Below are 25,351 nucleotides of genomic sequence, written 5' to 3' on the forward strand. Positions count from 1 at the left end.
CGCTACGCCGGGGGCCAGCTGAACAGCGCCCGGTTGCGGGTTGCCCACTGCGCCATCGATTCAGCGGGTGTGCCCGTCAACCGCTCGACGTTGTCGTTGGCGGCCTGAGGTTCCGGTTCACCGTCGAACAGGTCGAGATACCACTGAGCGCCGTCGCCCATGACGGGGCGCAGCAGTTCTTCGGCCTCGGCGCGGCTGCACCGCTGCACGTCCACGGGTGTGCCGAGGCCCGCGCCGATCTGGACGGCGATGTCGGCGCGTGACAAGGCCACCGGGCCGGTCAGTTCGTACATCGCGCCGAGGTGCGCATCCTGCGGCGCGGCCAGCAGATGCGCCGCCACTCGGGCGATGTCGTCCATCGAGACCGGGGATTCGACGTAGTCCGGGGCCACGTCGCGGACGGTGCCGGTCTTGATCTGCGGGGCCCACATCGCGAAGTTCTCGCAGAATTCGCCGGGCCCCAGCTGGGTGTGCGCCAGGCCGGAGGCTGCGACCGCATCGGCGTGGTCGGTCCAGTGCGCGCCACCGGACAGCGCCACGACGTACTGCACACCGGCCTGTGCCATCAGCTCGAGCGTGGGCCCGACGGTCGCGGGGAACGGGGCCAGATAGACGCGGTCGACGCCCTCGAACGCGGCCGGCAAGGTCTCCGGTTTTCCCAGGTAGCCGGTGATTGCTGTCACAGATTCGGGCAGCGCGGCCTTTGCCGGGTTGGCCGTCAATGCGCGAATGTCTCCGGCGCCCAACGTGATCAGATGATCCACGACGAGCCTGCCGATGTTTCCTGTGGCTCCCGTCACCAATACCGTCATGCTCCCACGCTATAGGTGGGCTCGGACAATGCCAGAATGGTTGCCATGCGTGCGGTGTTGTGGGACATGGACGGCACGCTCGTCGACTCCGAAAAGCTTTGGGACATCGCCATGCACGCGTTGTACGCGCGGATGGGCGGGGTGCTGACCGCGGAGGTGCGGGAATCGACGGTCGGCGGTTCGTCCGAGACCGTGATGAGAATCGTGTACGACGACCTGGGGCTGGAACCTGATCCTGCCGCGATGGCCGCGTCGGCCGACTGGCTGCACGACTACACGGGTGAGCTTTTCGAGCAGGGGTTGCCGTGGCGCCCGGGTGCGCAGGAGATGCTCGACGGTCTCACCGCCGCTGGGATCCCCATGGCGCTGGTGACCAACACCCGTCGGGATCTTGCCGAGCGGGCGTTGAACAGCATTGGACGCCATTACTTTTCGGTGACCGTCTGCGGCGACGAGGTCCCCAGCGGAAAGCCGGCACCCGACCCGTACCTGCGGGCCGCCGACCTTCTCGGCATCGCCACCGCATCGTGCCTGGCGGTCGAGGATTCGGTCACCGGCACAGCCTCCGCCGAGGCCGCGGGCTGCCCGGTGCTGGTGGTACCCAACGACGTGGAAGTCCCCGGCGGTCCGTGGCGCCGACACGTTTCTTCGCTGACGAAACTGGACGTGGCCGGCCTCCGCGCGGTGTATCACGAGCTGAATTCCCAAGCCGGAGAACGCACCGCCTGATCAGGCCCGTGTGATTCAATGTGAGCCTGATCACGCATTGCTGCGGAAGGGCGTCCCATGACTCACGGACCGGTCGGCGATCCTGCATCAGACCTGGATTACGAGGAATCCGAGCACAGCGGCAAGGTGGTCCGGATCGCTTCGGTGGCAGCGTTGGGCGGCTTGCTTTTCGGTTATGACAGTGCCGTGATCAACGGGGCGGTCGCCGCCCTGCAGGACGAATTCCAGATCAACAACGTCGTTCTGGGTTCCGCGGTGGCCTCGGCGTTGCTGGGAGCCGCGGTGGGCGCGTTGACGGCAGGGCAGCTGGCCGACCGGATCGGCCGGCGGTCGGTCATGAAGCTCGCGGCGTTGCTGTTCTTCATCAGCGCGATCGGTACCGCCGTTGCCACACATATCTGGCTGGTGGTGATCTTCCGCATCATCGGAGGCCTTGGCGTCGGGGTGGCCTCCGTCATCGCGCCCACTTACATTGCCGAGACTGCACCGCCGCGCATCCGCGGGCGACTCGGCTCACTACAGCAGTTGGCGATCGTGACCGGAATCTTCCTGTCCCTGTCGGTCGACTATCTGCTTGCTCATCTGGCCGGTGGCTCCCGCGAAGAACTGTGGTTCGGGCTTGCTGCCTGGCGGTGGATGTTCCTGGTGATGGCCATACCGGCCCTGGTGTACGGCCTGCTGGCCTACACCATCCCGGAGTCGCCCCGGTACCTGGTCGCCAAGTTCCGTATTCCGGAGGCACGCAAGGTTCTCTCCATGCTGCTCGGTGAGAAGAACCTCGAGATCACCATCCACCGGATCGAGGACTCGCTGAAGTCCGAGAAGCCACCGTCGTGGCAGGACCTGCTCAAGCCACGCGACCTCACCGGCGGGTTCACCGCGTGGGTACGCCGCTATGTCTGGTGGCTGCTGCTGCTGTTCATCATCCTGGCCGTCGGATCGGTCTCGCTCGGATGGTGGCTGCTGGCTGTCGTCTTCGCCGCACTCGGTATCGGGGCGGCCTTGGTCAGCGGGCTGTACGGCATCGTCTGGGTTGGCTTGGGGCTGTCCATATTCCAGCAGTTCGTCGGCATCAACGTGATCTTCTACTACTCGAATGTGTTGTGGGAGGCCGTCGGATTCGAGGAGAGTCAGGCGTTCACCATCACCGTGATCACATCGGTGACCAACATCGTCACCACGCTGATCGCGATCGCGCTGATCGACAGGATCGGGCGCAAGCCGCTGCTGCTCATCGGCTCCACCGGCATGGCGCTCACCCTGGGGACCATGGCCGTGATCTTCGGAACCGCCCCGCAGGTCGACGGTCAGCCCCAACTGAACGGTGTGGCCGGGCCGATCGCGCTGGTCGCGGCCAACCTGTTCGTGGTGGCGTTCGGCATGTCGTGGGGCCCGGTGGTGTGGGTGCTACTGGGGGAGATGTTCCCCAACCGGATCCGGGCCGCGGCGTTGGGCCTGGCGGCGGCAGGGCAGTGGGTGGCCAACTGGCTGATCACCGTGTCGTTCCCCGAATTGCGGAACGTGTTGGGTGTGGCGTACGGCTTCTACGCACTGTGCGCGCTGCTGTCGTTGATCTTCGTCTGGAAGTGGGTCCAGGAAACCAAGGGCAAACACCTCGAGGACATGCACGCCGAGGCGATGAGCGCCTAGCGCGGCTCCGGCGGGGGTTCGTAGTCGTCGCGATACGGGGCCGCGCCGATGCTGCGGGCGATGTCGACGGCTGCCTCGACCAGTTTCTCCGGCTCGATGTCCCGGTGGGCCAGATAGACCTCACAGTGCCCCACGACCACCCACACGCTGGACAGTTGCACCTGTACAAGGGCGAACTCGCCGGGTTGGGAGCGGTTGAGCTCGTAGGTTCCCCGCGTGAGGTCGGCGCCGTAGCGCAGCTCCTCGACCTCGGCGGCGAAGTCGTCGACCGGGTGGATCGACACGGTGAGGGTCGGGGACGAGGCCGCGTCGGCGCCCCACGACGCGGACAGGCAATCGAGCGGACGGATCGGGTTGGCCACGCGGTTGTTCTGGACCAGGCCGTCCATGGTCAGGTGTCGGGACAGGATCGCGCGGATCGCCGTGACCCGGGCAGTGTAGGTCCGCAGCTCGTCGCCGACAGGTTCGCTCACCCTCCTATTGCACCCCACATTTGGCCCTCCACCGAGCATGAAACAATTCATGCCTGTGAAGACCTTCGAGGCCCTGTTCGCCGAACTCAGCGACAAAGCGCGCACCAGACCTGCCGGTAGCGGCACGGTCGCCGCCCTTGACGCCGGCATCCATGGGCTCGGCAAGAAGATCCTTGAGGAAGCCGGCGAGGTGTGGCTGGCGGCCGAGCACGAAAGCGACGAGTCGCTGGCCGAGGAGGTCAGCCAGTTGCTGTACTGGACCCAGGTGCTGTTGATCTCCCGGGGACTCACCCTCGATGACGTCTACCGGAAGTTGTGAGCCGTGGCTGATCAGATGTTGCGCGTCGCGGTGCCCAACAAGGGCTCGCTCAGCGAATCGGCCGCCGAGATCCTGGCCGAGGCCGGCTACCGGCGTCGGCGCGACCCCAAGGACCTGACCGTCGTCGATCCGGTCAACAACGTCGAATTCTTCTTCCTGCGGCCCAAGGACATCGCGATCTACGTGGGTTCGGGTCAGCTCGACCTCGGTATCACCGGACGTGATCTGGCCGCCGATTCCGACGCCCCGGTGCGGGAGCGCCTGTCGCTGGGCTTCGGCAACTCCACCTTCCGTTACGCCGGTCCGGCCGGCCGGGACTGGAGCCCGCAGGACCTGGCCGGCAAGCGCATCGCCACCTCGTTCCCCAACCTGGTTCGCAAGGACCTTGCGGCACAGGGCATCGAGGCTTCGGTGATCCGGCTCGACGGCGCCGTCGAGATCTCCATTCAGCTCGGGGTTGCCGACGTGATCGCCGACGTGGTCGGCTCGGGCCGCACCCTGGGACTGCACGGCCTGGTGGCATTCGGTGCGCCGCTGTGCGACTCGGAGGCGGTGCTGATCGAACGTGACGGAGCCGAGGGCGACGGCAATGCCTCCGCGCGTGATCAGCTCACGGCGCGCGTGCAGGGCGTGGTGTTCGGCCAGCAGTACCTGATGCTGGATTACGATTGCCCGCGTGCGGTTTTGGATCAGGCCACCGCGGTGACTCCGGGCCTGGAGTCGCCGACCATCGCACCGCTGGCGGATCCGGACTGGGTCGCGGTACGGGCCTTGGTGCCGCGCCGCGACGTCAACGCCATCATGGATGAGATCGCCGCGATCGGCGCGAAAGCGATACTCGCATCGGATATTCGGTTCTGCCGTTTCTGATCAGCGGGTGCCGCGGCATCTTGCGTGTTAGCGTCCGGGGGACAATTCCAGGCCCCCGGAGGTTGCCGTGACGCATTTTCTGGTTCTGTTGTTGGCTCTGCTCATCGGCGTGGTCGCCGGACTGCGAGCGTTCACCGCTCCGGCCGCGGTGGCCTGGGCCGCCGCACTGAACTGGATCAACCTCGACGGCACCTGGGTGCAGTGGTTGGCGCATCCGGTCACGGTCACCGTGCTGACCATTCTCGCTGTGGTGGAGTTGGTTACCGACCAGCTGCCGAAGACCCCCAGCCGCAAGACGCCGGTGCAGTTCATCGCCCGCCTGATCACCGGAGCCTTCGCCGGTGCGGTGATCGGCACCGCATGGGGCTTCACCTTCACCGCGCTCGGTGCCGGTCTCGTCGGTGCGGTGCTCGGAACGCTCGGCGGTTACGAGGCGCGCAAGCGTCTGGTCAGCCGCAACGACGGTCATGACCTCCCGGTCGCATTGTTCGAGGACGCGGTCGCCGTACTCGGCGGTTTCGCTGTCGCTGCCCTGACCGCCGTTCTGTAGCCCATGGCGCCCGCGCAGAGTTTCGACGCAATCGTCATCGGCGCGGGACAGGCCGGGCCGCCGCTGGCGGGCCGGTTGACCGCGGCGGGGCAGACCGTCGCGGTGATCGAACGCAAGCTGGTCGGCGGCACGTGCGTCAACTACGGCTGCATCCCGACGAAAACCCTTGTGGCCAGTGCGCATGCCGCCCATCTCGCGCGGCGCGGCGCCGATTTCGGCATCGGCACAGGCGACATCGACATCGACATGGCCAAGGTCAAGGCCCGCAAGGACTCGATCATGCTGGCCGACCGCCGCGGCGTGGAGGATTGGCTTGAGGCGATGAACGGCGCGGTGCTCATCCGTGGCCACGCCCGGTTCATCGATCCGCACACGGTCGACGTCGACGGCCAACTGCTGCGGGCCGAGCGGATCTTCCTCAATGTCGGTGGGCGGGCCGTGGTTCCGGATTTTCCCGGACTGGACGGGATCGACTATCTGACCAACGTCGGCATCCTCGACCTCGACCGGCTACCCGAACACCTGGTGATCGTGGGCGGTAGCTACATCGCGCTGGAGTTCGCGCAGATGTACCGGCGCTTCGGTGCCCGTGTCACGGTGATCGAGAAGGGACCCCGCCTGACTTCCCGTGAGGACGAGGACGTCTCGGCGACCATCAAGGACATCCTGGAGGCAGAGGGCATCGACGTGGTGCTCAATGCCACCGCTATCCGGTTTTCCAAGCGGGACAGTGGTTTCGAGGTGACACCCCGCGACGGCGCGGATCCAATCGAGGGTACGCACCTGCTGCTCGCGGTGGGGCGCGCCCCCAACACCGACGATCTCGGCCTGGAGCAGGCCGGCGTGCAGACCGACAAGCGCGGCTACATCGTCGTCGACGATCAGCTGCGCACCACCGTCGACCACATCTGGGCGATGGGGGACTGCAACGGCAAGGGCGCGTTCACCCACACGTCCTACAACGACTTCGAGATCGTCGCCGCCAATCTGCTCGACGACGACCCCCGCCGGGTGAGTGACCGGGTCACGTCCTACGCGCTCTACATCGATCCGCCGCTGGGCCGCGCCGGGATGACCGTCGATCAGGTACGGGCATCCGGCCGAAAAGCGTTGGTGGGCAAGCGTCCGATGACCCGGGTCGGCCGCGCGGTCGAGAAGGGTGAGACCCAGGGTTTCATGAAGGTGGTGGTGGATGCCGAGACCGAGGAGATTCTCGGGGTGGCGATCCTGGGAGTCGGCGGCGACGAGGTGGTGCACGCCGTCATCGACGTGATGACGGCCAAGCTGCCCTACACCGCGATCTCGCGCACCATGCACATCCACCCCACCGTCAGTGAGTTGGTGCCTACGATGCTGCAGGAGCTGAAACCGCTGGACTGACGGTGCGGCCGATGTTGAGCTGACGTGTCACCAGCGCGACGCGATGCCCGAGGTGGCGGCACGTGCTCACATCGGCAGGGTGCACCTGGTCGGGGTTGGCGTCCACGTTGGTCTGGGCGCCGGCCCCCAGGAAGAAGCCGAGCCGGTTGAGGTCGTCCTCGCTGCTGAACGAGCTGTTCCAGCCGGTGCTCAAACCCAGGTTCACCCAATGCATATGGTGCTGGGCGGCGAAGACCGCCAATGAACTCAGCGTGTTGAGCTTGTCGCCGCTCTTCCCGCCGGAGTTCGTGAACCCGGCCGCCACCTTGTCGCGCCAGGTGCCTTCCATACACCGTCGGCCGGTCTTCTCGGCGAAGGCCTGAAATCCCGCCGACACGTTGCCCATGTAGGTGGGACTGCCGAAGATCATGGCGTCGACGTGGTCCAGCAGGTTCCAGTCGTCATCGGTCATGGTCTCGACGTGCATCACGGTGACATCGGCGCCGGCGTCACCGGCTCCGGCCGCGACCGCCTCGGCCAGGGATGCCGTGTGGCCGAACCCGGAGTGGTAAACCACCGCGACGGTGGGGGCGGCGACGTCAATTCCGTTGTGGGACATGTCTTCCTCCTAGGGGGTCCACTGGGTGCCGAGGGTTTGGGCGACTTCCTTGTAACGCTGGGCCCAGTCGGGCAGGGGCTGTCCGCCGAGATGTGCTTCCAGCCGGTCCAGGTAGGCGTGGGTGCCGGGTTGGAAGCCCTGGCCGTCGGAGACCGTCAGGCCGCGGTGGGTGAACCGGAGCAGGGTGCCGTCACCGTCTGGGATGAGTTCGTAACGTACGACGCCGGCTTCGGGCGCGGACAGGACCGCCTGGTTCCACTCGTGCTCGAATACCCGCGGCGGGTCCCACACCCGGATCCGTCCGGTCATCTTCTTCTGTTGCGCCGGGATCGGCGGAGAGTGCGGGATCATCTCGATCGTTCCGCCTTCGCGGGCCTCGATCGTCGTTTCGCCCATCCACTGATTGCGCTGTGCGGGGTCGGTGATGGCGACCCACACGGCGTCGACGGGATAGGGAAGGCGCCGCTCGAAGTTCAGCGCGGCCCGGTCACCCTCGACCGTGAGTTTTCCTTCGCGGCTGGTCATTTCGTCTCCTTGTGGGTCGCTTTGAGATGGCGTTCCAGGGCGTCGAGGTGATCTGTCCAGTAGCGGCGGTACCGCTCGATCCACTCGTCGATCTGCATCAGGCCGTCGGCGCGCAACGCGTAGATGCGGCGCTGCGCGTCGGGCCGTACCTCGACCAGGCCGACCTCTCGCAGTACCCGCAGGTGCCGTGACACCGTGGGCTGGGTGAGTCCCGGCAAGGTGGCGACCAGTTCGCCTGCGGTGCGCTCACCGTCGACGAGGGCATCGAGCAATGCGCGGCGACTGGGTTCGGCGACTGCCTCGAACACGTCCATGCCTTGAGTATTGCACCACGTCTATATAGACGCAAGTGCATATACGAGCGCTGGCGGACGGGGCCATCGGAAGATGCCGGGCGAAGAGATCAGCGTGCAGCGCGCAGCAGGCGCAATTGCCCGATCTCGGCGGCGTTCTTCGTCAGTTCGACGTTGAGCCACAACACCATGTCGGCCAGTGACCGGCCGGAGTCCGGCCCCCACGGAAACGTCGCGGGGGCAACAAGATCGGTGTCGGTCAACGACTGCAGCAACCCACTCCAGCGGGCGCCGAGGATCCTGATCCGCTGCACCGCGCCGGCGGGACCGGGCCAGTCGACATCGGTCGGTTCCGGTGGCGTCTGACCGTCGACGTGCGCCAGGGCGCTCGACCACCAGAAGATCATGTGCCAGGTGAGCCAGCCGATGGTCGGAACCGGAATCGGGTCGGGTTCGGTGTCAGCCCAGTCCGGCCGCCATCGACCCGTTGCGTCCTGGCGCACCGTCCAGACCAACGGTCCGGGCTCCCACAGGTGATCCTCGTCCGACAGCGCTGACAGATGCAGATCGGTCAGCGTCCAGGCCAGCTCGAATTGGCGGCGTAGCTCGGCGATCACGGCACCCGCATCACCAGCAGCGTCTGGGCAGAGGTGCCGATAAACCCTTTGCGGTCAAAGATTTCCGCGGTCGTCGCACCCACGCCGTCAGGTCCGATGGAGCCGCGGGCCCGCACCGCGAAGTCCGAGCCTTCCGGCAACCGGTGCAGATGCACGGCGGTGTCGGTGTTCATGAAGATGAACTTCTCGGGATCCAGCGCCGCACCGATACCGTTGGCCGAATCCACCACGAGCGCCAGGCGCTGCAGCGCCGTCGTCTCCTCGTCATCGACCACCGGCGTCAACGGACTCATCCACGCTACGGCGGCCTCACCCTCGGCGGTACGTTGCCGGCGCCAGGACACGCTTTCCAGATAGCCCGGTGCGCCCTCCCAGTTGTGTGCCACGTCGGCGGCCTCACCCTCCACCAAGGGGGCGAAGCGGTCGGTGGCCACATCGCTGGTGTCGCTGGGGGCCAGCAGCCAGGCCGTCACCCGCGCCACCGCACGCCAGGAACCGTCGGGGCGCGCGGCCTCCATTTCGGAGGCGACCATCGAGATGCGTGACCCGGGCCGGTCCACCCAGGCCCGAACTCGCACCGGGGCAACGGGAATCGCGCCCAGGATGTCGAGCGTCAGCCGGCCGACCCGCAGGCCGGAGTCGGCGGTCAAGTCCTCGATCGCCTTGGTCAGCAGCGCCAGCGGCGGCGAACCGTGCTGAATCGCCGGATCCCAGTTGCTCCGGGTATCGGCAGTGGATTCGAACAGCTGGTACTCACCATCGGAACCGAGCCGATGGTAGTGACACCCGATCATGCAGCTCCTGTTTCTGGCCACCCGGGATACGGCGGCGGGGTGCCACCGAACGCCGGACACAAACTCTGATGTGCGCACCACGAGCACAATTTCGACGGATTGGGACGGAAGTCTCCTGTCGCCCCGGCCACCTGGATGGCCTTCCAGATCGCCATCAGGGTGCGCTCGAACCGCAGCAACTCGTCATGGGTGGGGGAGTAGTCGAGCACCTGCCCGTCGGCCAGGTACAACAGCCGAAGCCGCGACGGCATCACCTCACGCGAGCGCAGCAGCGCCACGGCATAGAACTTCATCTGGAACATCGCCTTGAACTCGGCCTGTGCCCGCGCCTCGGGCGGGGCCTTGCCGGTCTTGTAGTCGACGACGCGCAGTTCGCCCGTCGGGGCGACGTCGATCCGGTCGACGAAGCCACGCAGCAGCGTGCCGTCGGCCAGCTCGACCTCGAGGCGGTGCTCGCAGCACTCCGGATCGAACCGCGTCGGATCTTCCAGGCGGTAGTACCCCGACAACAGTGCGCGGGCCTCGGCGAGCAACCTGGCCGGGAATTCGGTCTCGGCCAGCTCCGGCTCGGCGGCCACCACCTGCTCCCACGCCGGCTCGACGAGCGTCAGCGCGGTGTCATGCACCCGTTCGGCCGCGGGCAGGCCGTAGAGCTGCTCCAACGCGGCGTGCACCAGAGAACCACGCAGCTGGGCAGTGGACCGCGGTTCGGGGAGCCGGTCGATGGCGCGGAACCGGTAGAGCAGCGGGCATTGCTTGAAATCACCGGCTCGCGACGGCGACAGCGCCGGGCGGCGCGGCGTCGGGGCCGGTTCTTCGCTCACACCCGTAAGCCTAGGACCGGGCTCCGACAAAACTTGCGGAACCCCGGGCACCAGCCTTGGCGCGGGTACTGGCAGGCTGGACGTCCGTGGCAGGGAAGAGACCGACCGGACCGTTTGCCGTTGGCGACCGAGTGCAACTCACCGACGCCAAGGGCCGGCGCTACACGATGGTGCTCAATCCCGGCGGTGAGTTCCACACCCATCGCGGGATCATCGCCTTCGACAACGTGATCGGACTGCCCGAAGGCAGCGTGATCAAATCCACCAACGGCGACCAGTTCCTGGTGCTGCGGCCGCTGCTGGTCGATTACGTGATGTCGATGCCGCGCGGCGCCCAGGTGATCTACCCCAAGGACGCCGCCCAGATCGTGCACGAGGGCGACATCTTTCCCGGTGCCCGGGTGCTGGAGGCCGGCGCCGGCTCCGGTGCGCTGACCTGCTCGCTGCTGCGCGCGGTCGGCCCGGAGGGACGCGTCACGTCCTACGAGATCCGCGACGACCACGCCCCGACCGCGGAGAAGAACGTCATCACGTTCTTCGGTGAGCGCCCGCAGAATTGGGACCTGGTGATCGGCGACCTCGCCGACTACGACGGGCCCGAGATGGACCGCGTGGTGCTGGACATGCTGTCGCCCTGGGACGTGCTGCCCGCGGTCTCTCGGGCGCTGGTCGCCGGTGGTGTGCTGATGGTCTATGTCGCCACCGTCACGCAGCTGTCGCGGGTCGTGGAGGCGCTTCGCGAGCAGCAGTGCTGGACCGAGCCGCGGGCTTGGGAGAGCATGCAGCGCGGCTGGCACGTGGTGGGTCTGGCGGTACGCCCGGAACACAACATGCGCGGTCACACCGCCTTCCTGGTCAGTGCGCGCAAATTGGCTCCCGGTGCGGTGGCGCCGGTCCCGCTGCGCAAGAAGCGGCAGATCGCCGTCGAGTCTCAGAAGGCCGTCGAGCCCGAGTCGGGCGCCTGAGGTCCTAATCGTCGCTGCGGTGTAGGCCCCTTCGGGCCGAGAGCAGTTCGATTTCGGGGCGGTTCGCGACCAACCGTTCGGCGGCGTCGAGCACCTGGACGACGTGGGCCCGGTCGGCGCCCACCAGAGCCACGCCGAGGCCGGCGCGGCGGTGCAGATCCTGGGTGCCGGTCTCGGCCGCCGACACCGCGAGCCTGCGGTGCAGCTCGGCGATGACCGGGCGGATCACGGAGCGCTTCTGCTTGAGCGAGTGCACATCACCGAGCAGCACGTCGAACTCCAGCCAGCCGATCCACATGGCGGCTCAGCGGGGTGGCGTCGGGGCATTCGATGAACCCGCCGCCGATCCCATGACGAGCAGCAGATCGGCGGTGTGCCGGGTCAGCTGCCAGCCGTCGCCCTGCGGGGTGAATTCCATCGGGAAGCTGAAGTTGCGGGCCGACTCCTCGCCGCCAGCGGTGACCTTGATGGTCGCCACGACGTTGGTCGGCTCGTTCTGGGCCCAAGCCAGATCGGTGGCCTCGAAGGCCAGCGGGGTGAATCCGTTGTCGACCAGGGCGCGGCCGAACTTGTCCAGCGCGGCCGCGTCATCGGCGGTGCCCTGTTCGACCAGGCCCACCTTGTCCGCACCGGGAACGTTGACGTCGGCCAGGCGGTCCAGCACGCCGGTCAGCGCTTCGGGGGCGGGCAGCGGCGCGGCCGGTGGTGTCTCCGGCGCCGTGGTCAGCGCGCTCGTGGTCGGGTGCGCGGTCTTCGCCGGGTGATCCGCGCTGCTACACCCACAGAGCCCAAGTGCCGCCACGATCGTGGCGGCACCCAGGACTGCGATACGGCTGCGGTTCAATTACCTACTCAGCCGACAGAGGACAGCAAGGCCATGGCCGATCCCTTGGAGATCTGCCAGCCGGTCGGGCTCGGGCCCGCCACGAACTGGATGTTCTGGGTGGCGGTGCCGCCGGTGGCCGAGGTGGCGGTGACATCGGCATACGCCACGCCGCCCTGGTCGTCGATGTTGGCGATGTTGAAGGTGAGCGGGAACTTCCCTTCAGCCGCGGCCCGGTTGTAGGCGCGGTCCGCCGCGATGCTCTCGATGCGACCGATACCGCCCTGGATGTAGGGGGCCTTGCCGCTGAACGAGCCACCACTGGCGAGTGCCTGCAGCGTCTGCACCAGCGGCGTCGCCAGGTCCGGTGCAGGCGTGGCCGGCATCGGCGCGCCGAACACAACCGGCTGGATGGCCGGGGTGGCCGACATGCCGCTGGATGCAATAGAAGTCACACCCGCCGCTGCTCCGCCCACCACGGCGGCGGCTGCAGCTGCGGTGATAAAGCCGGTAACGAGGGTTTTCGGGGTCACGACTGTCCTTTCGATCGGACCAACTGAACTTAGAGGCTAACAGTGGTGCTGGTGTGTCTAGTTCCTAGAGCGCACACAATGGCTGAATCGCCGGTAGCGTTGAAGTTGTTACTGCACCAACTTGCGGTGCGGGAGGGAGCGCAATATGAGTGAGTCAGAGCGTTCGGAGGGCCATGCCGAGAGTTTCTCGGCGGGGTTCTCGCAGCCCATGTCCAGCGATGATGCCGCCGAGCTGGAATCGCTGCGCCGGGAGGCTGCGGTTCTGCGTGAGCAACTGGAAAACGCGGTAGGGCCCCAGAGCGGACTGCGCAGTGCGCGCGACGTCCACCAGCTCGAAGCGCGGATCGACTCGCTCGCGTCGCGCAATGCCAAGCTCATGGACACCCTCAAAGAAGCCCGTCAGCAGCTGCTCGCCCTGCGCGAGGAGGTCGACCGGCTGGGCCAGCCGCCCAGCGGCTACGGCGTCCTGCTGGGCACCCACGAGGACGACACCGTCGACGTGTTCACCTCGGGCCGCAAGATGCGACTCACCTGCTCGCCCAACATCGAGACCGCCACGCTCAAGCAGGGCCAGACGGTCCGCCTCAACGAGGCGCTCACCGTGGTCGAGGCAGGCAACTTCGAATCGGTCGGCGAGATCAGCACGTTGCGTGAAATCCTGGCCGACGGTCACCGGGCCCTGGTGGTCGGGCATGCCGACGAGGAGCGCATCGTCTGGCTGGCCGAGCCGCTGATCGCGGCCGCCGACCTGCCCGAGGGCTACGAGGGCGCGCTCGACGACAACCGGCCGCGCAAGCTGCGCCCCGGCGATTCGCTGCTGGTCGACACCAAGGCCGGCTACGCCTTCGAGCGCATCCCCAAGGCCGAGGTCGAGGACCTGGTGCTCGAAGAGGTGCCCGATGTCAGCTACAACGACATCGGTGGCCTAGGCCGCCAGATCGAGCAGATCCGCGATGCCGTTGAGCTGCCCTTCCTGCACAAGGAGCTCTACCGCGAGTACTCGCTGCGTCCGCCCAAGGGCGTGCTGCTCTACGGTCCGCCCGGTTGCGGTAAGACGCTGATCGCCAAGGCGGTGGCGAACTCGCTGGCCAAGAAGATGGCCGAGGTTCGTGGCGACGACGCCCGCGAGGCGAAGAGCTACTTCCTCAACATCAAGGGCCCCGAGCTGCTCAACAAATTCGTCGGTGAGACCGAGCGTCACATCCGGCTGATCTTCCAGCGCGCCCGTGAGAAGGCGTCCGAGGGCACCCCGGTGATCGTGTTCTTCGACGAGATGGACTCGATCTTCCGCACCCGCGGCACCGGCGTCAGCTCCGACGTCGAGACAACCGTTGTGCCGCAGTTGCTTTCGGAGATCGACGGTGTGGAAGGGCTCGAGAACGTCATCGTCATCGGCGCCTCCAACCGCGAGGACATGATCGACCCGGCGATCCTGCGGCCCGGCCGCCTGGACGTCAAGATCAAGATCGAGCGGCCAGACGCCGAGTCGGCACAGGACATCTTCAGCAAGTACCTGACCGAGGACCTGCCGGTCCACGCCGACGATCTCGCCGAGTTCGGCGACGACCGCGCCTTGACGATCAAGACGATGATCGAGAAGGTCGTGGACCGCATGTACGCCGAGATCGACGACAACCGGTTCCTGGAAGTCACCTACGCCAACGGTGACAAAGAAGTCATGTACTTCAAGGACTTCAACTCCGGCGCCATGATCCAGAACGTCGTCGACCGGGCGAAGAAGAACGCCATCAAGAGCGTGCTGGAGACCGGTCAGCCCGGTCTGCGCATCCAGCACCTGTTGGATTCGATCGTCGACGAGTTCGCCGAGAACGAGGACCTGCCCAACACCACCAATCCCGATGACTGGGCCCGTATCTCGGGCAAGAAGGGCGAACGGATCGTCTACATCCGCACGCTCGTCACCGGCAAGAGTTCGTCGGCCAGCCGTGCGATCGACACCGAGTCGAACCTGGGCCAGTACCTCTAGGCGCGTAGCCGAATCGGCACCCGCCCAGGCGGCGTCGGTGGCAGCATGGAGCTGTGACCACACCGGCGCTGTCCTGGGACGTGGTGTCCGTCGACAAGCCCGACGACCTCAACGTCGTCATCGGGCAGGCGCACTTCATCAAGACGGTGGAGGACCTGCACGAGGCCATGGTCGGCGTCAGCCCATCGTTGCGGTTCGGGCTGGCCTTCTGCGAGGCGTCCGGTCCGCGCCTGGTGCGCCGCAGCGGCAACGACCCCGAGCTGGTCGAGTTGGCCGTCGGCAATGCGCTGGCGATCGGTGCCGGGCACGTCTTCGTGATCTTCCTGCGTGACGGGTTCCCGGTGAACGTCCTCAACCCGGTCAAGGGCGTGCCCGAGGTCTGCTCGATCTACTGCGCGACCGCCAATCCGGTCGACGTCGTCGTCGCCGTCACGCCACTGGGCCGCGGCATCGCCGGTGTGATCGACGGGGAGTCGCCGCTGGGTGTCGAATCCGAGGATGACGTCACGGCACGACGGGATCTGTTGCGCGCGATCGGTTACAAACTCTGACGCGTCAGGCCTCGGCCGTGTGGCGCCGGATGCGGGCCACGGGTGCGGTCGGCCAACGCCCGGTAGCTGGAGTTCCACAGCCACTCAACCGGGCCCCGGCGGAACCGGCGTAGCCACAGGTGCGCGAAACACATCACGACCGCGACCACGACCAGGTAGACCGCCACCGTGACCGGTACGCGTTCTGCCGTCGGCGTGGCGGCTGCCAGCCCGAAACCCCAGCCGTAGCAGATCGCCGATGCCAGCACGTTCTGTAACACGTAGCTGGACAACGCCATCCGGCCGACCTCGGCCAACCGGCGTCCAGTCCATCCGGGTGTTGGGCGCTGAGCATAGAACTCGGCCACCACTGCCAGGATGCCCATCGAGACGAACGGCGCCACGCCGTAGCGGGCCAGGATCAATCCCGGGCCGCCGCCTGCGACCTCCAGCGCGATGTCGAGGGGTGCGGCCACCGCGAACCCCACCCACATCAGCCGTCGCCGCAACACGGCGCCATGTGCCTCCAGTACACCGGCGTGAAACAGTCTGGCTCCCAGCAGGAACAAGGCGATCGACATCGGGAAGATGAGTAGTGTCTCCAGCCGGAACAACAACACGTGGTCGAGCCGGAACGCCACCAGGTCCCAGAACGAGCCATCCGCATAGGGATTGGGGTCGAGTGGCCGGGACGAACCGGTGTCACCGGCCGCGCTGAGCAGGATGACGGTGATAGCGCTCAGCATCGCGATGTGCACGACCGCGGCGCACGCGATGATCCGGCGCTGTGCGCGCGGGCTGGTCACCAGCAGGTAGGACACAATCCAGCCGGTGATGGCATAGCCCGTCAGAACGTCGAACTCGGTGAACAACACGAAATGCACGATGCCGTCGACGAGCAGCAACATCGCCCGCCACGGGTAGCTGCCGGGCCACCGCAGGCCGGCGCGTAGCGCTGAACGTTGTTGCAGGGCAAGGCCGATCCCGAACATCACGGTGAGCAGGCCGAGGAACTTGCCCTGGGCGAGGACCTGCAGCGCGATCTCGACGGGTCGCCACGGTGAGTCCGGCGGGCCGTTGACGTAGCCGATCAGGCCCTCGGGATTGGTGAAGATCCAGATGTTGGTGCCGAGCGTGCCGAGGATCGCGATACCGCGCAGGACGTCCAGAGACTGCAGCCGGGTCGAGGACATGCTCGCGGACGCTACCATACGAACGTATTGGTCGCCTATGCTGAAGCCGTGAGCACGCCCTACGAGCGGATGGCCGATGCGGTGCTGCGTGTCCTGGTGGCCGAAGGCTTCGAAGGTGTCTCGGTCCGAAAAGTCGCCGCCCTGGCCGAGGTTTCGATTGGTGCGGTGCAACACCACTTTCCGACCAAGGACGCGATGCTGGCCGGTGCGATGGATCGCGCCTCGGCCCGGTTCCTGGCCCGGTTGGCGGAGTGCCTGACCGCGGAGATGACCGCGGCGCAGCGGCTCGAGACAATGGCCGTGGCCCTGGTGTGCCCGGACCCCGGTGATCGCGACATCAGTGTGGCCTGGCTCCTGCGGCTGGCCCGCGCCGCGGTCGACGAGCAGACCGCGATCCGGCACCGGCAGGACTGGATCCGGATGTCGCAATGGCTGGCCGAACTGATCGCTGCCGCCGCCCCTGGAGTAGATGCGCGGCAGGCCGCCGTCGAACTGCTGGCGCTGCTGGACGGGCTGGCCTGTTCGGTGGCCGTCGAGCCGGACCGGGTCAGTCCCGCGCTGGCCGAGCGGATCGCCCGGGAACATGTCAGGCGGTTGCTGAACTGATGTCCGCCGCGATCGTGCGCAACTCCTCCAGAACGGCAGCAACCGCGGGCCGGGTGGCTGCACCGGTGCGGGTGACGGCCTCAACCCGCCGTGCCACCGTGATGTCGGTGATCGGCAACCGCGCCAGATCGCGGGCCGGCCTCACGTAGCGGGGCATCAGGGCGATGCCGGCGCCGGCATGGACCAGCTCCTCCACCACGCGGAAGTCGTTGATCCGCTGGGTGATTCGCGGATGGACACCGGACAGGATCGCAAGCGAGCTCAGCACGTCGTCGACCATCAACCCGCCTTCGACGCCAATCCAGGGTTCGTCGGCCAGATCGGCCAGACGCACGTGATCGCGGCGCGCGAGTCGGTGCCCGGGCGGCAGGACGACGTCCAGTGGCTCCCTCAGCAGTTCGGTGGATTCGAACCGCGGGCCCCAGGAGGATGTGTCGCGCTCGTCGCGATGCACCACCACCACGTCGAAGTCCGCGAGTTGTGCCGGTGCCTGAGCGGCCGGAACGTCGATGTCGCGCCCGAGCACCTGAACCCCGTGCTCAGCCGCCCGGAGAAGCAACGGGGCCAGCAACATTGCCGCCCCGGACGGAAAGAATGACACGCTGACGGTGCCCCGTGGTGTGCTGCGGTAGGCGTCCATCTCGGCGCGGGCGCGGTCCAGGGCAGCCAACACGGCGTCGGCGTGGCCGACCAGCACCTGCCCGGCGTCGGTCAGGCGCACTCGTCTGCCGTCGGGTTCGATCAGTGTGACGCCGGCCTCGCGTTGCAGGATCTTCAGCTGCTGGGAAACGGCGGAGGGGGTCATGGACAGCACCTGGGCCACCGCGGCGACCGTGCCGTGGTCGGCCAGTTCACGCAGCATCCGCAAGCGACCGGCATCCATGAAGTAATCCTACATATAATATGTAAAAACATTAGCTTGACTGAAAGATCGGAGGACAACAACGCTGGTCGTATGACCCCACGCTCCACGGACCTGTGCCTACTCGCGGTTGCCGTGATGTGGGGCTCGAGCTATCTGGCCACCAAGGAGATCGCCACGCCCGAAACGGTTTTCGGGCTTCTGGTGGTGCGGTTTGCCCTTGCCGCTGTGGTGCTGGTCGCTATGCTGTGCCGGCGGTTGACGGGATTGACCCGCGCCGAGGTGGCCTCGGGGGTGGTCGGCGGCATATTGCTGGCGGCCGTCTGTGTCTCGGAAACCTATGGCGTGACAATGACATCGGCGTCCAACGCCGGTCTGATCATGGCGCTCACGATCGTGGTCACGCCCATGATCCAACGCCACCGGGTCGGTGGTCGTTTCTATCTTGCGGCGATGCTCGCGGTGATCGGTTGTGCGTTGCTGACCCAGTCCGGCGGGCTGAGTGCTCCGCGGATGGGCGACATGGTGATCATGGTCGCCGCGCTGCTGCGCGCGGTGCATGTCACGGTCATGGCGCGGTTGTCGGCAGGGCATGAGAACGACTCGGCGCGAACCACTTTGGTGCAGCTGGCCACTGTGGCTGCGGTGGCGCTCGTCCTGTGTGCGATGACGGGTCAATCGGTACCTGCGATGACGGCAACCTACGACACGTCCGACTGGATCGTCATCGGGTATCTGGCGTTGGCCTGCACGGTGTTCGCGTTCCTGGTCCAGTTGCGGGCACTGACCACGACCAGCCCGGCCCGGGTCAGTCTGCTGGTGGGCACCGAACCGTTGTGGGCGGCCATCATCGGTGTCACCGTGGCCGGCGATCCCGTCACCGCCGCCGGAATCACCGGGGCCGCTCTGGTGATCGCCGGCACGACCTGGGGACGGGCGGTGCTGACGCCACCGGCTTCAGCGTCGCTCCAACTCCAGGTATGCGTCCCGCCCGGCCAGGCTGACCGCGACGTCGGCGACAAGTGGGTCGAAGAACCGTTCGCGGTACAGCGGATCGACGCTCGTGCTCACGGTGAAGTACAGCCCGGAGAGCACCGCCACGAACAACGACATGTGCACCATGGTCTGGGGAACGGGAATCGAGATGCCGAACCAGGTTCCGGCGCAGGGCGGTTCGCCGGTTTGACACCCGGTCTCGGCCGCCCACAGCACGATGACGTCGTCCGGGATGGCGATGATGCCCAGCGCCAGGAAGAACGCGAACAGTCCGGTGGTGAACAACACCACCTGAATAGCCTGGGACACCACCATCACCGCCACCACGTTGAACTGTTCGGCGCGTGACAGCGGGGTGCGGTGCGGACGGTGGCCGGCGTGCACCGACAGCGGCGTGCCGGCCAGCAACACGGCCGGCTCGCTGGGCCCGGCACGATCCTCGCGCAAGGCCCGCACCTCGTCTCGGATCGTGGCCACCATGAAGGCGATCGCGATCACGGCCAGGAAGCCGATCGTCTGCCACAGCCGTTGCCGGGGCATCCGCGCCGAGAGCTGCCACAGCTCTCCGGTGAAATACACCACCACCGTCAGCATCAGCAGGGGCAGCGCGCGACTCATCAAGGTGCCCAGCGCTCCCAACTGCAGCCAGGCGAACCGGAACGCCCACAACGCGATCGAGCCGAAACCGACGTAGGTCAACCACACCACGAGCAACGCGACGAGAGCGAACGCAGCGGCCTCGGCGGCGGCGATACCCGAGAAGCCACTGTCGGCGAATGGCAGGCCGAAGACGAACACGGCCATCACCAAGAGTGCTGCCGAGCGCCGGCCGGCCTCACCGCGCGTCGTGTCCGCCCGGTGCAGCAATTCGAGCACGAACGGGGCGACGAACAACAACAGCGCCAACACCCCGAGTTTGATTGCTGTTCCGATGCGTACGGCCGGCCCGGTGAGTTCGGCCAACAGCATGATCGATGCGATGAGCCCGCCCGCGGCGGCGACCATCGGCGCCGAGCGCTCAACTAGCGCGCGTGAGCGCACCCTGCGCGTGAGCACCAGCGGAAGCCCGCGCTGAAGGAACCAGTCGTGCACACGGCGCATGTCGGCCACGGCGGTCATTGTGCTCGATCCCGAGGCGTGTGCGGTGATTTCCGGCGGAGTCGACTCGTCGCTGCGGATCACGTGGCGTTGCCCAGACTGCGGTGGCCGTGACCGCCCGAGGGGAGGAGTCGGGTGAAAAATCTACGACCGTATTCGACGCCCTATTGAAATGCGGCTGCCAGCGATTATTAGACTTTTATTGGAATTTCGGGGCCCGGAGTGGCCGGCGAAATCTCGGCGGCGTGCGTTCGGTTTTGCTGTCGCCAGGCGCGTGGTGATGGGACGGGACGGCAGCCCTGAGGGTGGTACCGCCGCACCAATGTAACGTTTAGATAACGACGCTAACACTTTTCTGAGATTGACGATTGGCGCGGTTATCGCAGGTAGAACGCAGTGCACGTTGACGGATTGCCACTCCTGGGGCGGTGTCGGAGCTTGATCCGGGCTTGGCGGTGTGCTTACGTCGAGGGCGCCGATGGCTTGAAACTGACGATGATCGCTGAGAAGTTCGGTGGTGACTTTTAACTCGATATGCGTGTTTTAGAAAGCGTCCCGGGACGCCATTCCCGGGAAGAATTCCTGCGCCCACCACGAGGTACCGATGCGATTGGTATCCGTGACCTCGCGGAAGCGACCGGGGTGCTCGATCTGAATTCCACCTATGCCTATCTGTTGCTGGCAACAGATTTTGCTGCCACGTCAATAGTGGCCGAGCGTGACGGTGACCTGCACGGATTCATCACGGGTTACCACCCACCGCCGCGGCCGGACGTGCTGTTCGTGTGGCAGGTGGCCGTGGCGCCGTCGGCACAGGGCGGGGGGCTGGCCAGCACCATGCTCGACGCGCTCGTGCACCGGGTGCGGACGCGGCGCGACGGACGCCCAGTCACCGTGGAGGCCACGGTCTCGCCCGGCAACGCCGCCTCCCGCGCATTCTTCGGCGCCTTCGCGCGCCGCCACGGCGTCCCGCTCGTCGAGGATCCGCACTTCGGGTGCGAGCTGCTCGACGCCGACGGGGCGCACGAGGATGAGCCGATTCTGCGGATGGGCCCCATCGCCACACCGCTTTCTCGCTGAAATCAGTTATCTGATAACCAGTTTGATTTATCTGGAAGGATTGTCCCTTGCTGCTCGCAACGACAGCGCCGTTGTCCGAATCTGACCTCCCCGACGTGTTCAGCTCGGTCGAGTCCGAGGTCCGCAGCTATTGCCGCGGCTGGCCCACCGTCATGAACCGCGCCGCGGGCTCCTGGGTGACCGACACCGCGGGACGCACCTACATCGACTTCTTCGCCGGCGCGGGCGCGCTGAACTACGGCCACAACAACGCCGCGCTGAAGGAGCCGTTGCTGGAATACCTTGTCTCCGACGGGATCGTGCACTCGCTGGACATGGCCACCGCGGCCAAGCAGCGTTTCCTGGAGAGCTTCGAGCGGCTCATCCTGCGGCCGCGTGGTCTGGACTACAAGGTGCAGTTCCCCGGGCCGACCGGTGCCAACTCGGTCGAATCCGCGCTCAAGCTGGCCAGGAAAGTGACTGGACGCGAGTCGGTTATCAGCTTTACCAACGCATTTCACGGCATGACACTGGGGGCGCTGTCGGTCACCGGCAACTCGATGAAGCGGGCCGGTGCGGGTATCCCGCTGGTGCACGCCACCCCGATGCCGTACGACAACTACTTCGGCGGGGTCACCGAGGACTTCCAGTGGTTCGAGCGCGTGCTCGACGATTCGGGCAGCGGGCTCAACCGCCCGGCCGCGGTGATCGTCGAAACCGTCCAGGGGGAGGGCGGTCTCAACGTCGCGCGCATCGAATGGCTGCGGGCGCTGGCCGAGTTGTGCCGCAAGCGCGACATCCTCCTGATCGTCGACGACGTCCAGATGGGGTGTGGCCGGACCGGGCCGTTCTTCAGCTTCGAGGCCGCCGGCATCGTGCCCGATATCGTCACGATATCCAAGTCGGTCAGTGGCTACGGCCTGCCGATGGCGCTCACTCTCTTCCGCCGCGACCTCGACATGTGGACGCCGGGGGAGCACAACGGCACGTTCCGTGGTCACAACCCAGCGTTCATCACCGCCACCGCGGCTATCGAGACCTATTGGGAGAACGGCCAATTCAGTGCCGAGACGGTCACCAAGGGGGAACTGCTCCGTGAGCGGCTGGAGGAGATCGCCGCGGCCCACGACGGCGTGAGTGCCCGTGGCCGCGGAATGGCGCAGGGCCTCAAGTTCGACGAGGCCGATCTGGCGGGACAGGTCTGCCGGGCCGCCTTCGACCGCGGTGCGCTGATGGAGACCAGCGGTCCGTCCGACGAGGTGGTCAAACTGCTGCCGCCGCTGACCATTCTCTCCACTGAATTGTCCGAGGGCCTCGACATTCTCGCCGAGTCCGTTGCCGTCACCCTGGCCTGAGGGAGCTTGAAACATGATTGTCCGCACCACAGCTGAGATCACCGGAACCGACCGCGACGTCGCCGACGGCACCTGGCGCTCCAAGCGCATCATCCTGGCCGGCGACGGGGTGGGCTTCTCGTTCCACGAGACCACCATCGAGGCCGGATCGGTCAACGAATTCCATTACCAGCACCACGTCGAGGCCGTCTGGGTGATCGAGGGCACCGGCACTCTGACGGATCTGGAGACCGGGCAGCAGTACCCACTGGCCGACGGAACGATGTACCTGCTCAACGACAATGACCACCATCGGGTCACCTGCGACGAGCAGTTGCGCATGCTGTGTGTGTTCAACCCGCCCGTGACCGGCCGGGAAGTGCACGACGAGAACGGTGTCTACCCGGCGCCACAGTCGGTCGCATGAGCGAAGTCGTCCAGCACGGAATCGGCGGCGGATCGCGCCCGGACTCGGCTGCGGTCGAGGACCGGTACCCGACACGGCTCGACCATGCGATCGAGCCGATACCCCGTCACGAGCCCGTGGTGTGGGGCACCGTGGCCGACGGGCCGCTGAGCCAGCACCATCTGGACGGCTTCTCGGAGTACGGCTATCTGGTCGCGCCCGAGACGGTGTCCGATGACTGGCTTCCGCTGCTTCGGCACGAAATCGACCGGCTGGCAGCGGATCTGGACGATGACGACCCGCGGCTGATCCGCGAGCCGGGCGGCACGATCCGGTCGATCTTCGAACCGCATCTGTTGAGCGACCTGGTGGCCCAGCTGGTCCGGCTGGACACGGTGTTGCCGGTCGCGCGGCAGTTGCTCGGCGGCGATGTCTACATCCACCAGGCGCGGATCAACCTCATGCCCGGGTTCACCGGGACTGGGTTCTACTGGCATTCGGACTTCGAGACGTGGCATGCCGAGGACGGCATGCCGGCCATCCGCGCCGTCTCGTGCTCGATCGCCCTGACCGAGAACTATCCCTACAACGGGTCGCTCATGGTCATCCCCGGGTCGCACCAGACGTTCTATCCGTGCGTCGGCGCCACACCCGAGGACAACCACGACACCTCACTGGTGGCGCAGAACGTCGGGGTGCCCGATCAGACGACGCTGACCAAGGCCGTCGACGCCCATGACATCCACCAGTTCACCGGCCCGCCGGGGACCGCGCTGTGGTTCGACGCGAACCTGCTGCACGGTTCTGGGTCCAACATCACACCGCTGCCGCGGTCGAATGTCTTCCTGGTGTTCAACTCGGTCGACAACGCGCTGACCGACCCGTTCGCCGCGCCGCGGCCGCGACCCGAATACCTGGCGGCCCGGGGTGCACAGGCCGTCACCTAGGCTGGCCACATGCAACGGATTATCGGAACAGAGGTCGAATACGGCATTTCCTCGCCCTCCGATCCGACCGCCAATCCGATCCTGACCTCGACTCAGGCGGTGCTGGCGTATGCGGCTGCCGCCGGCATCCAGCGTGGGAAGCGCACCCGGTGGGACTACGAGGTCGAGAGCCCGCTGCGCGACGCTCGCGGCTTCGACCTGTCCCGGGCCTCCGGACCGGCCCCGATCGTGGATGCCGACGAGGTCGGCGCGGCCAACATGATCCTCACCAACGGTGCCCGGCTGTACGTGGACCACGCTCATCCCGAGTACTCGGCCCCCGAGTGCACCGATCCGATGGACGCGGTGATCTGGGACAAGGCCGGCGAGCGCGTGATGGAGGCCGCCGCCCGCCACGTGGCCAGCGTGCCCGGGGCCGCCAAGCTGCAGCTCTACAAGAACAACGTGGACGGCAAGGGCGCCTCCTACGGGTCGCACGAGAACTACCTGATGAGTCGCCAGACCCCGTTCTCGGCGGTGATCGCCGGGTTCACACCGTTCCTGGTGTCCCGGCAGGTGGTGACCGGTTCCGGCCGGGTCGGCATCGGGCCCTCGGGGGACGATCCCGGCTTCCAGCTCTCCCAGCGGGCGGACTACATCGAGGTCGAGGTCGGCCTGGAGACCACGCTCAAGCGCGGCATCATCAACACCCGCGACGAGCCGCACGCCGACGCCGACAAGTACCGGCGCCTGCACGTCATCATCGGCGACGCCAACCTGGCCGAGACGTCGACCTACCTCAAGCTCGGAACCAGCTCCCTGGTGCTCGATCTGATCGAGGAGGGGCCGCAGTTCGGCCTGGATCTGTCCGATCTGGCATTGGCCCGGCCGGTGCACGCGGTCCACGTGATCAGCCGCGATCCCTCGCTGCGGGCCACGGTCGCGCTGGCCGACGGTCGTGAGATGACCGCCCTGGCGCTGCAGCGGGTGTATCTGGACCGGGTGGCCAAACTGGTCGACATCCGGGACCACGACCCCCGGGCCGCCCACGTCGTCGAGACCTGGGCCCATGTCCTGGACCTGCTCGAGCGCGACCCCATGGAATGCGCCGAGATCCTCGACTGGCCGGCCAAGCTGCGGTTGCTGGAGGGTTTCCGCCAGCGTGAGAACCTCGGCTGGCAGGCGCCGCGGCTGCACCTCGTCGATCTGCAGTACTCCGACGTCCGGCTGGACAAGGGCCTGTACAACCGGCTGGTCGCCCGCGGGTCGATGAAGCGCCTGGTCACCGAACAGCAGGTGATCGACGCCGTCGACAACCCGCCGACCGACACCCGCGCCTATTTCCGTGGTGAATGCCTGCGCCGCTTCGGTTCGGACATCGCCGCGGCCAGCTGGGACTCGGTGATCTTCGACCTCGGCGGCGATTCGCTCGTCCGGATTCCGACGCTGGAGCCGCTGCGCGGCAGCAAGGCCCATGTCGGCGCCCTGCTGGACTCGGTGGACAGCGCCGCCGAACTCGTCGAACAACTCACGAACTGACCATTTCCGGCGGTGAGCTACCCGGGCAATCCGGGTGCCGACCGGTACTGTGGAAGGACC

30 protein-coding genes and 2 pseudogenes are annotated in these 25,351 nt (G+C 66.7%); 17 read left to right on the forward strand and 15 right to left on the reverse strand.

The features are described 5' to 3' along the window. Window positions 1–2: 2 nt before the first annotated feature. Window positions 3–812 (reverse strand): NAD(P)H-binding protein, encoded by an 810-nt coding sequence (locus BN2156_RS03440; RefSeq protein ID WP_090510233.1) that lies wholly within the window; start codon window positions 810–812, stop codon window positions 3–5. Between the two features lie 45 nt (window positions 813–857). On the opposite strand from BN2156_RS03440, the gene BN2156_RS03445 reads away from it, so the two are divergent. Next, the gene (locus BN2156_RS03445) at window positions 858–1,541 is read left to right on the forward strand and encodes an HAD family hydrolase (RefSeq protein WP_090510236.1); all 684 of its coding nucleotides are present in this window, start codon (window positions 858–860) and stop codon (window positions 1,539–1,541) included. A gap of 57 nt (window positions 1,542–1,598) precedes the next feature. Continuing rightward, complete coding sequence (locus tag BN2156_RS03450) at window positions 1,599–3,191, forward strand: sugar porter family MFS transporter (protein WP_090510238.1); 1,593 nt, start codon at window positions 1,599–1,601, stop codon at window positions 3,189–3,191. On the opposite strand, the gene BN2156_RS03455 is transcribed toward BN2156_RS03450, so the two are convergent. After that, on the reverse strand, window positions 3,188–3,664 hold the full coding sequence (locus BN2156_RS03455; protein WP_090510241.1) for a DUF7956 family protein: 477 nt from the start codon (window positions 3,662–3,664) through the stop codon (window positions 3,188–3,190). The genes BN2156_RS03450 and BN2156_RS03455 overlap by 4 nt on opposite strands. Before the next feature lie 37 nt (window positions 3,665–3,701). Here BN2156_RS03455 and BN2156_RS03460 point away from each other — a divergent pair, with 37 nt between their 5' ends. The 4 genes from BN2156_RS03460 to BN2156_RS03475 all read left to right on the forward strand — a co-directional run bounded on the left by BN2156_RS03460 (window position 3,702) and on the right by BN2156_RS03475 (window position 6,783). Next, a complete protein-coding gene (locus BN2156_RS03460) occupies window positions 3,702–3,983 on the forward strand; it encodes a phosphoribosyl-ATP diphosphatase (RefSeq protein WP_090510244.1) in 282 nt (93 codons plus the stop codon). Between the two features lie 15 nt (window positions 3,984–3,998). Next, window positions 3,999–4,853, forward strand: a complete 855-nt coding sequence (hisG, locus tag BN2156_RS03465) for an ATP phosphoribosyltransferase (RefSeq protein ID WP_090515419.1) — start codon at window positions 3,999–4,001, stop codon at window positions 4,851–4,853. Window positions 4,854–4,920: 67 nt separating this feature from the next. Beyond that, window positions 4,921–5,403 carry a DUF4126 family protein gene (locus BN2156_RS03470; RefSeq protein WP_090510246.1) on the forward strand — a complete coding sequence of 161 codons (483 nt, stop codon included), beginning with the start codon at window positions 4,921–4,923 and terminating at the stop codon, window positions 5,401–5,403. Between the two features lie 3 nt (window positions 5,404–5,406). Next, complete coding sequence (locus BN2156_RS03475; protein WP_090510249.1) at window positions 5,407–6,783, forward strand: FAD-containing oxidoreductase; 1,377 nt, start codon at window positions 5,407–5,409, stop codon at window positions 6,781–6,783. Here the strand turns inward: BN2156_RS03475 and BN2156_RS03480 are convergent. The 6 genes from BN2156_RS03480 to BN2156_RS03505 all read right to left on the reverse strand — a co-directional run bounded on the left by BN2156_RS03480 (window position 6,749) and on the right by BN2156_RS03505 (window position 10,434). Then, entirely contained in the window at window positions 6,749–7,381 is a 633-nt protein-coding gene (locus tag BN2156_RS03480; RefSeq protein WP_210436568.1) for a flavodoxin family protein, read from the reverse strand. The two genes, BN2156_RS03475 and BN2156_RS03480, sit on opposite strands and share 35 nt — an antisense overlap. A 9-nt stretch (window positions 7,382–7,390) precedes the next feature. Next, entirely contained in the window at window positions 7,391–7,906 is a 516-nt protein-coding gene (locus tag BN2156_RS03485; RefSeq protein ID WP_090510252.1) for an SRPBCC family protein, read from the reverse strand. Continuing rightward, complete coding sequence (locus BN2156_RS03490; protein WP_090510255.1) at window positions 7,903–8,220, reverse strand: ArsR/SmtB family transcription factor; 318 nt, start codon at window positions 8,218–8,220, stop codon at window positions 7,903–7,905. The genes BN2156_RS03485 and BN2156_RS03490 overlap by 4 nt, the downstream gene beginning before the upstream one ends. Window positions 8,221–8,309: 89 nt before the next feature. Beyond that, complete coding sequence (locus BN2156_RS03495; RefSeq protein ID WP_090510257.1) at window positions 8,310–8,816, reverse strand: DinB family protein; 507 nt, start codon at window positions 8,814–8,816, stop codon at window positions 8,310–8,312. Then, a complete protein-coding gene (locus tag BN2156_RS03500; RefSeq protein ID WP_090510260.1) occupies window positions 8,813–9,610 on the reverse strand; it encodes a thioesterase family protein in 798 nt (265 codons plus the stop codon). The genes BN2156_RS03495 and BN2156_RS03500 overlap by 4 nt, the downstream gene beginning before the upstream one ends. After that, entirely contained in the window at window positions 9,607–10,434 is an 828-nt protein-coding gene (locus BN2156_RS03505) for a RecB family exonuclease (RefSeq protein ID WP_090510262.1), read from the reverse strand. Before BN2156_RS03505 ends, BN2156_RS03500 begins: the two co-directional genes overlap by 4 nt. A gap of 86 nt (window positions 10,435–10,520) precedes the next feature. Between BN2156_RS03505 and BN2156_RS03510 the strand changes: the two genes are divergently transcribed. Then, entirely contained in the window at window positions 10,521–11,399 is an 879-nt protein-coding gene (locus tag BN2156_RS03510) for a tRNA (adenine-N1)-methyltransferase (protein WP_090510266.1), read from the forward strand. 4 nt (window positions 11,400–11,403) lie between these two features. Here the strand turns inward: BN2156_RS03510 and BN2156_RS03515 are convergent, their stop codons facing one another. From BN2156_RS03515 to BN2156_RS03525, 3 genes are read right to left on the reverse strand one after another with little or no spacing between them, the layout of a single operon-like run. Continuing rightward, window positions 11,404–11,697 (reverse strand): DUF503 domain-containing protein, encoded by a 294-nt coding sequence (locus BN2156_RS03515; RefSeq protein WP_090510268.1) that lies wholly within the window; start codon window positions 11,695–11,697, stop codon window positions 11,404–11,406. 6 nt (window positions 11,698–11,703) lie between these two features. Next, window positions 11,704–12,243, reverse strand: coding sequence for a lipoprotein LppK (locus BN2156_RS03520; protein ID WP_090510271.1), 540 nt, complete (start codon window positions 12,241–12,243; stop codon window positions 11,704–11,706). 8 nt (window positions 12,244–12,251) lie between these two features. Further along, the gene (locus BN2156_RS03525) at window positions 12,252–12,755 is read right to left on the reverse strand and encodes an MTB12 family secreted protein (protein ID WP_090510273.1); all 504 of its coding nucleotides are present in this window, start codon (window positions 12,753–12,755) and stop codon (window positions 12,252–12,254) included. A gap of 145 nt (window positions 12,756–12,900) precedes the next feature. On the opposite strand from BN2156_RS03525, the gene arc reads away from it, so the two are divergent. Continuing rightward, complete coding sequence (gene arc, locus BN2156_RS03530) at window positions 12,901–14,742, forward strand: proteasome ATPase (RefSeq protein WP_090510275.1); 1,842 nt, start codon at window positions 12,901–12,903, stop codon at window positions 14,740–14,742. Between the two features lie 53 nt (window positions 14,743–14,795). Further along, on the forward strand, window positions 14,796–15,293 hold the full coding sequence (locus BN2156_RS03535; RefSeq protein ID WP_090510278.1) for an adenosine-specific kinase: 498 nt from the start codon (window positions 14,796–14,798) through the stop codon (window positions 15,291–15,293). On the opposite strand, the gene BN2156_RS03540 is transcribed toward BN2156_RS03535, so the two are convergent. Next, on the reverse strand, window positions 15,281–16,465 hold the full coding sequence (locus BN2156_RS03540; RefSeq protein WP_090510280.1) for a DUF418 domain-containing protein: 1,185 nt from the start codon (window positions 16,463–16,465) through the stop codon (window positions 15,281–15,283). The genes BN2156_RS03535 and BN2156_RS03540 overlap by 13 nt on opposite strands. A gap of 48 nt (window positions 16,466–16,513) precedes the next feature. Here BN2156_RS03540 and BN2156_RS03545 point away from each other — a divergent pair, with 48 nt between their 5' ends. Further along, window positions 16,514–17,071 (forward strand): TetR/AcrR family transcriptional regulator, encoded by a 558-nt coding sequence (locus BN2156_RS03545; protein WP_235625200.1) that lies wholly within the window; start codon window positions 16,514–16,516, stop codon window positions 17,069–17,071. Here the strand turns inward: BN2156_RS03545 and BN2156_RS03550 are convergent. Further along, window positions 17,052–17,954 carry a LysR family transcriptional regulator gene (locus tag BN2156_RS03550; RefSeq protein ID WP_090510282.1) on the reverse strand — a complete coding sequence of 301 codons (903 nt, stop codon included), beginning with the start codon at window positions 17,952–17,954 and terminating at the stop codon, window positions 17,052–17,054. The genes BN2156_RS03545 and BN2156_RS03550 overlap by 20 nt on opposite strands. A gap of 117 nt (window positions 17,955–18,071) precedes the next feature. Here BN2156_RS03550 and BN2156_RS31085 point away from each other — a divergent pair. Continuing rightward, a pseudogene (locus tag BN2156_RS31085) lies at window positions 18,072–18,353 on the forward strand (DMT family transporter); the annotation flags it as partial. A 20-nt stretch (window positions 18,354–18,373) separates the two neighbouring features. Here BN2156_RS31085 and BN2156_RS31350 read toward each other — a convergent pair. Next, window positions 18,374–18,505: a hypothetical protein gene (locus BN2156_RS31350; protein ID WP_264035348.1), complete on the reverse strand. Its 132-nt coding sequence runs from the start codon at window positions 18,503–18,505 to the stop codon at window positions 18,374–18,376. A 1-nt stretch (window position 18,506) separates the two neighbouring features. On the opposite strand from BN2156_RS31350, the pseudogene BN2156_RS31090 reads away from it, so the two are divergent. Next, a pseudogene (locus BN2156_RS31090) lies at window positions 18,507–18,797 on the forward strand (EamA family transporter); the annotation flags it as partial. 93 nt (window positions 18,798–18,890) lie between these two features. Here the strand turns inward: BN2156_RS31090 and BN2156_RS03560 are convergent. Next, window positions 18,891–20,048, reverse strand: a complete 1,158-nt coding sequence (locus BN2156_RS03560; protein WP_090515424.1) for a hypothetical protein — start codon at window positions 20,046–20,048, stop codon at window positions 18,891–18,893. Window positions 20,049–20,561: 513 nt separating this feature from the next. Between BN2156_RS03560 and ectA the strand changes: the two genes are divergently transcribed. Genes ectA through dop form a run of 5 tightly spaced genes read left to right on the forward strand, consistent with a single transcriptional unit; the run spans window position 20,562 to window position 25,291 of the window. Then, window positions 20,562–21,107 carry a diaminobutyrate acetyltransferase gene (gene ectA, locus BN2156_RS03565; RefSeq protein ID WP_090510284.1) on the forward strand — a complete coding sequence of 182 codons (546 nt, stop codon included), beginning with the start codon at window positions 20,562–20,564 and terminating at the stop codon, window positions 21,105–21,107. A gap of 47 nt (window positions 21,108–21,154) precedes the next feature. Then, complete coding sequence (ectB, locus tag BN2156_RS03570) at window positions 21,155–22,441, forward strand: diaminobutyrate--2-oxoglutarate transaminase (RefSeq protein WP_090510286.1); 1,287 nt, start codon at window positions 21,155–21,157, stop codon at window positions 22,439–22,441. Window positions 22,442–22,454: 13 nt separating this feature from the next. Next, window positions 22,455–22,847 carry an ectoine synthase gene (locus BN2156_RS03575; RefSeq protein WP_090510288.1) on the forward strand — a complete coding sequence of 131 codons (393 nt, stop codon included), beginning with the start codon at window positions 22,455–22,457 and terminating at the stop codon, window positions 22,845–22,847. After that, window positions 22,844–23,773, forward strand: a complete 930-nt coding sequence (thpD, locus tag BN2156_RS03580; protein WP_235625201.1) for an ectoine hydroxylase — start codon at window positions 22,844–22,846, stop codon at window positions 23,771–23,773. The genes BN2156_RS03575 and thpD overlap by 4 nt, the downstream gene beginning before the upstream one ends. A 9-nt stretch (window positions 23,774–23,782) precedes the next feature. Beyond that, window positions 23,783–25,291 carry a depupylase/deamidase Dop gene (gene dop, locus BN2156_RS03585; protein WP_090510290.1) on the forward strand — a complete coding sequence of 503 codons (1,509 nt, stop codon included), beginning with the start codon at window positions 23,783–23,785 and terminating at the stop codon, window positions 25,289–25,291. Window positions 25,292–25,351 lie beyond the last annotated feature (60 nt).

The sequence above is a fragment of the Mycolicibacterium neworleansense genome, assembly GCF_001245615.1.
Lineage (GTDB): Bacteria > Actinomycetota > Actinomycetes > Mycobacteriales > Mycobacteriaceae > Mycobacterium > Mycobacterium neworleansense.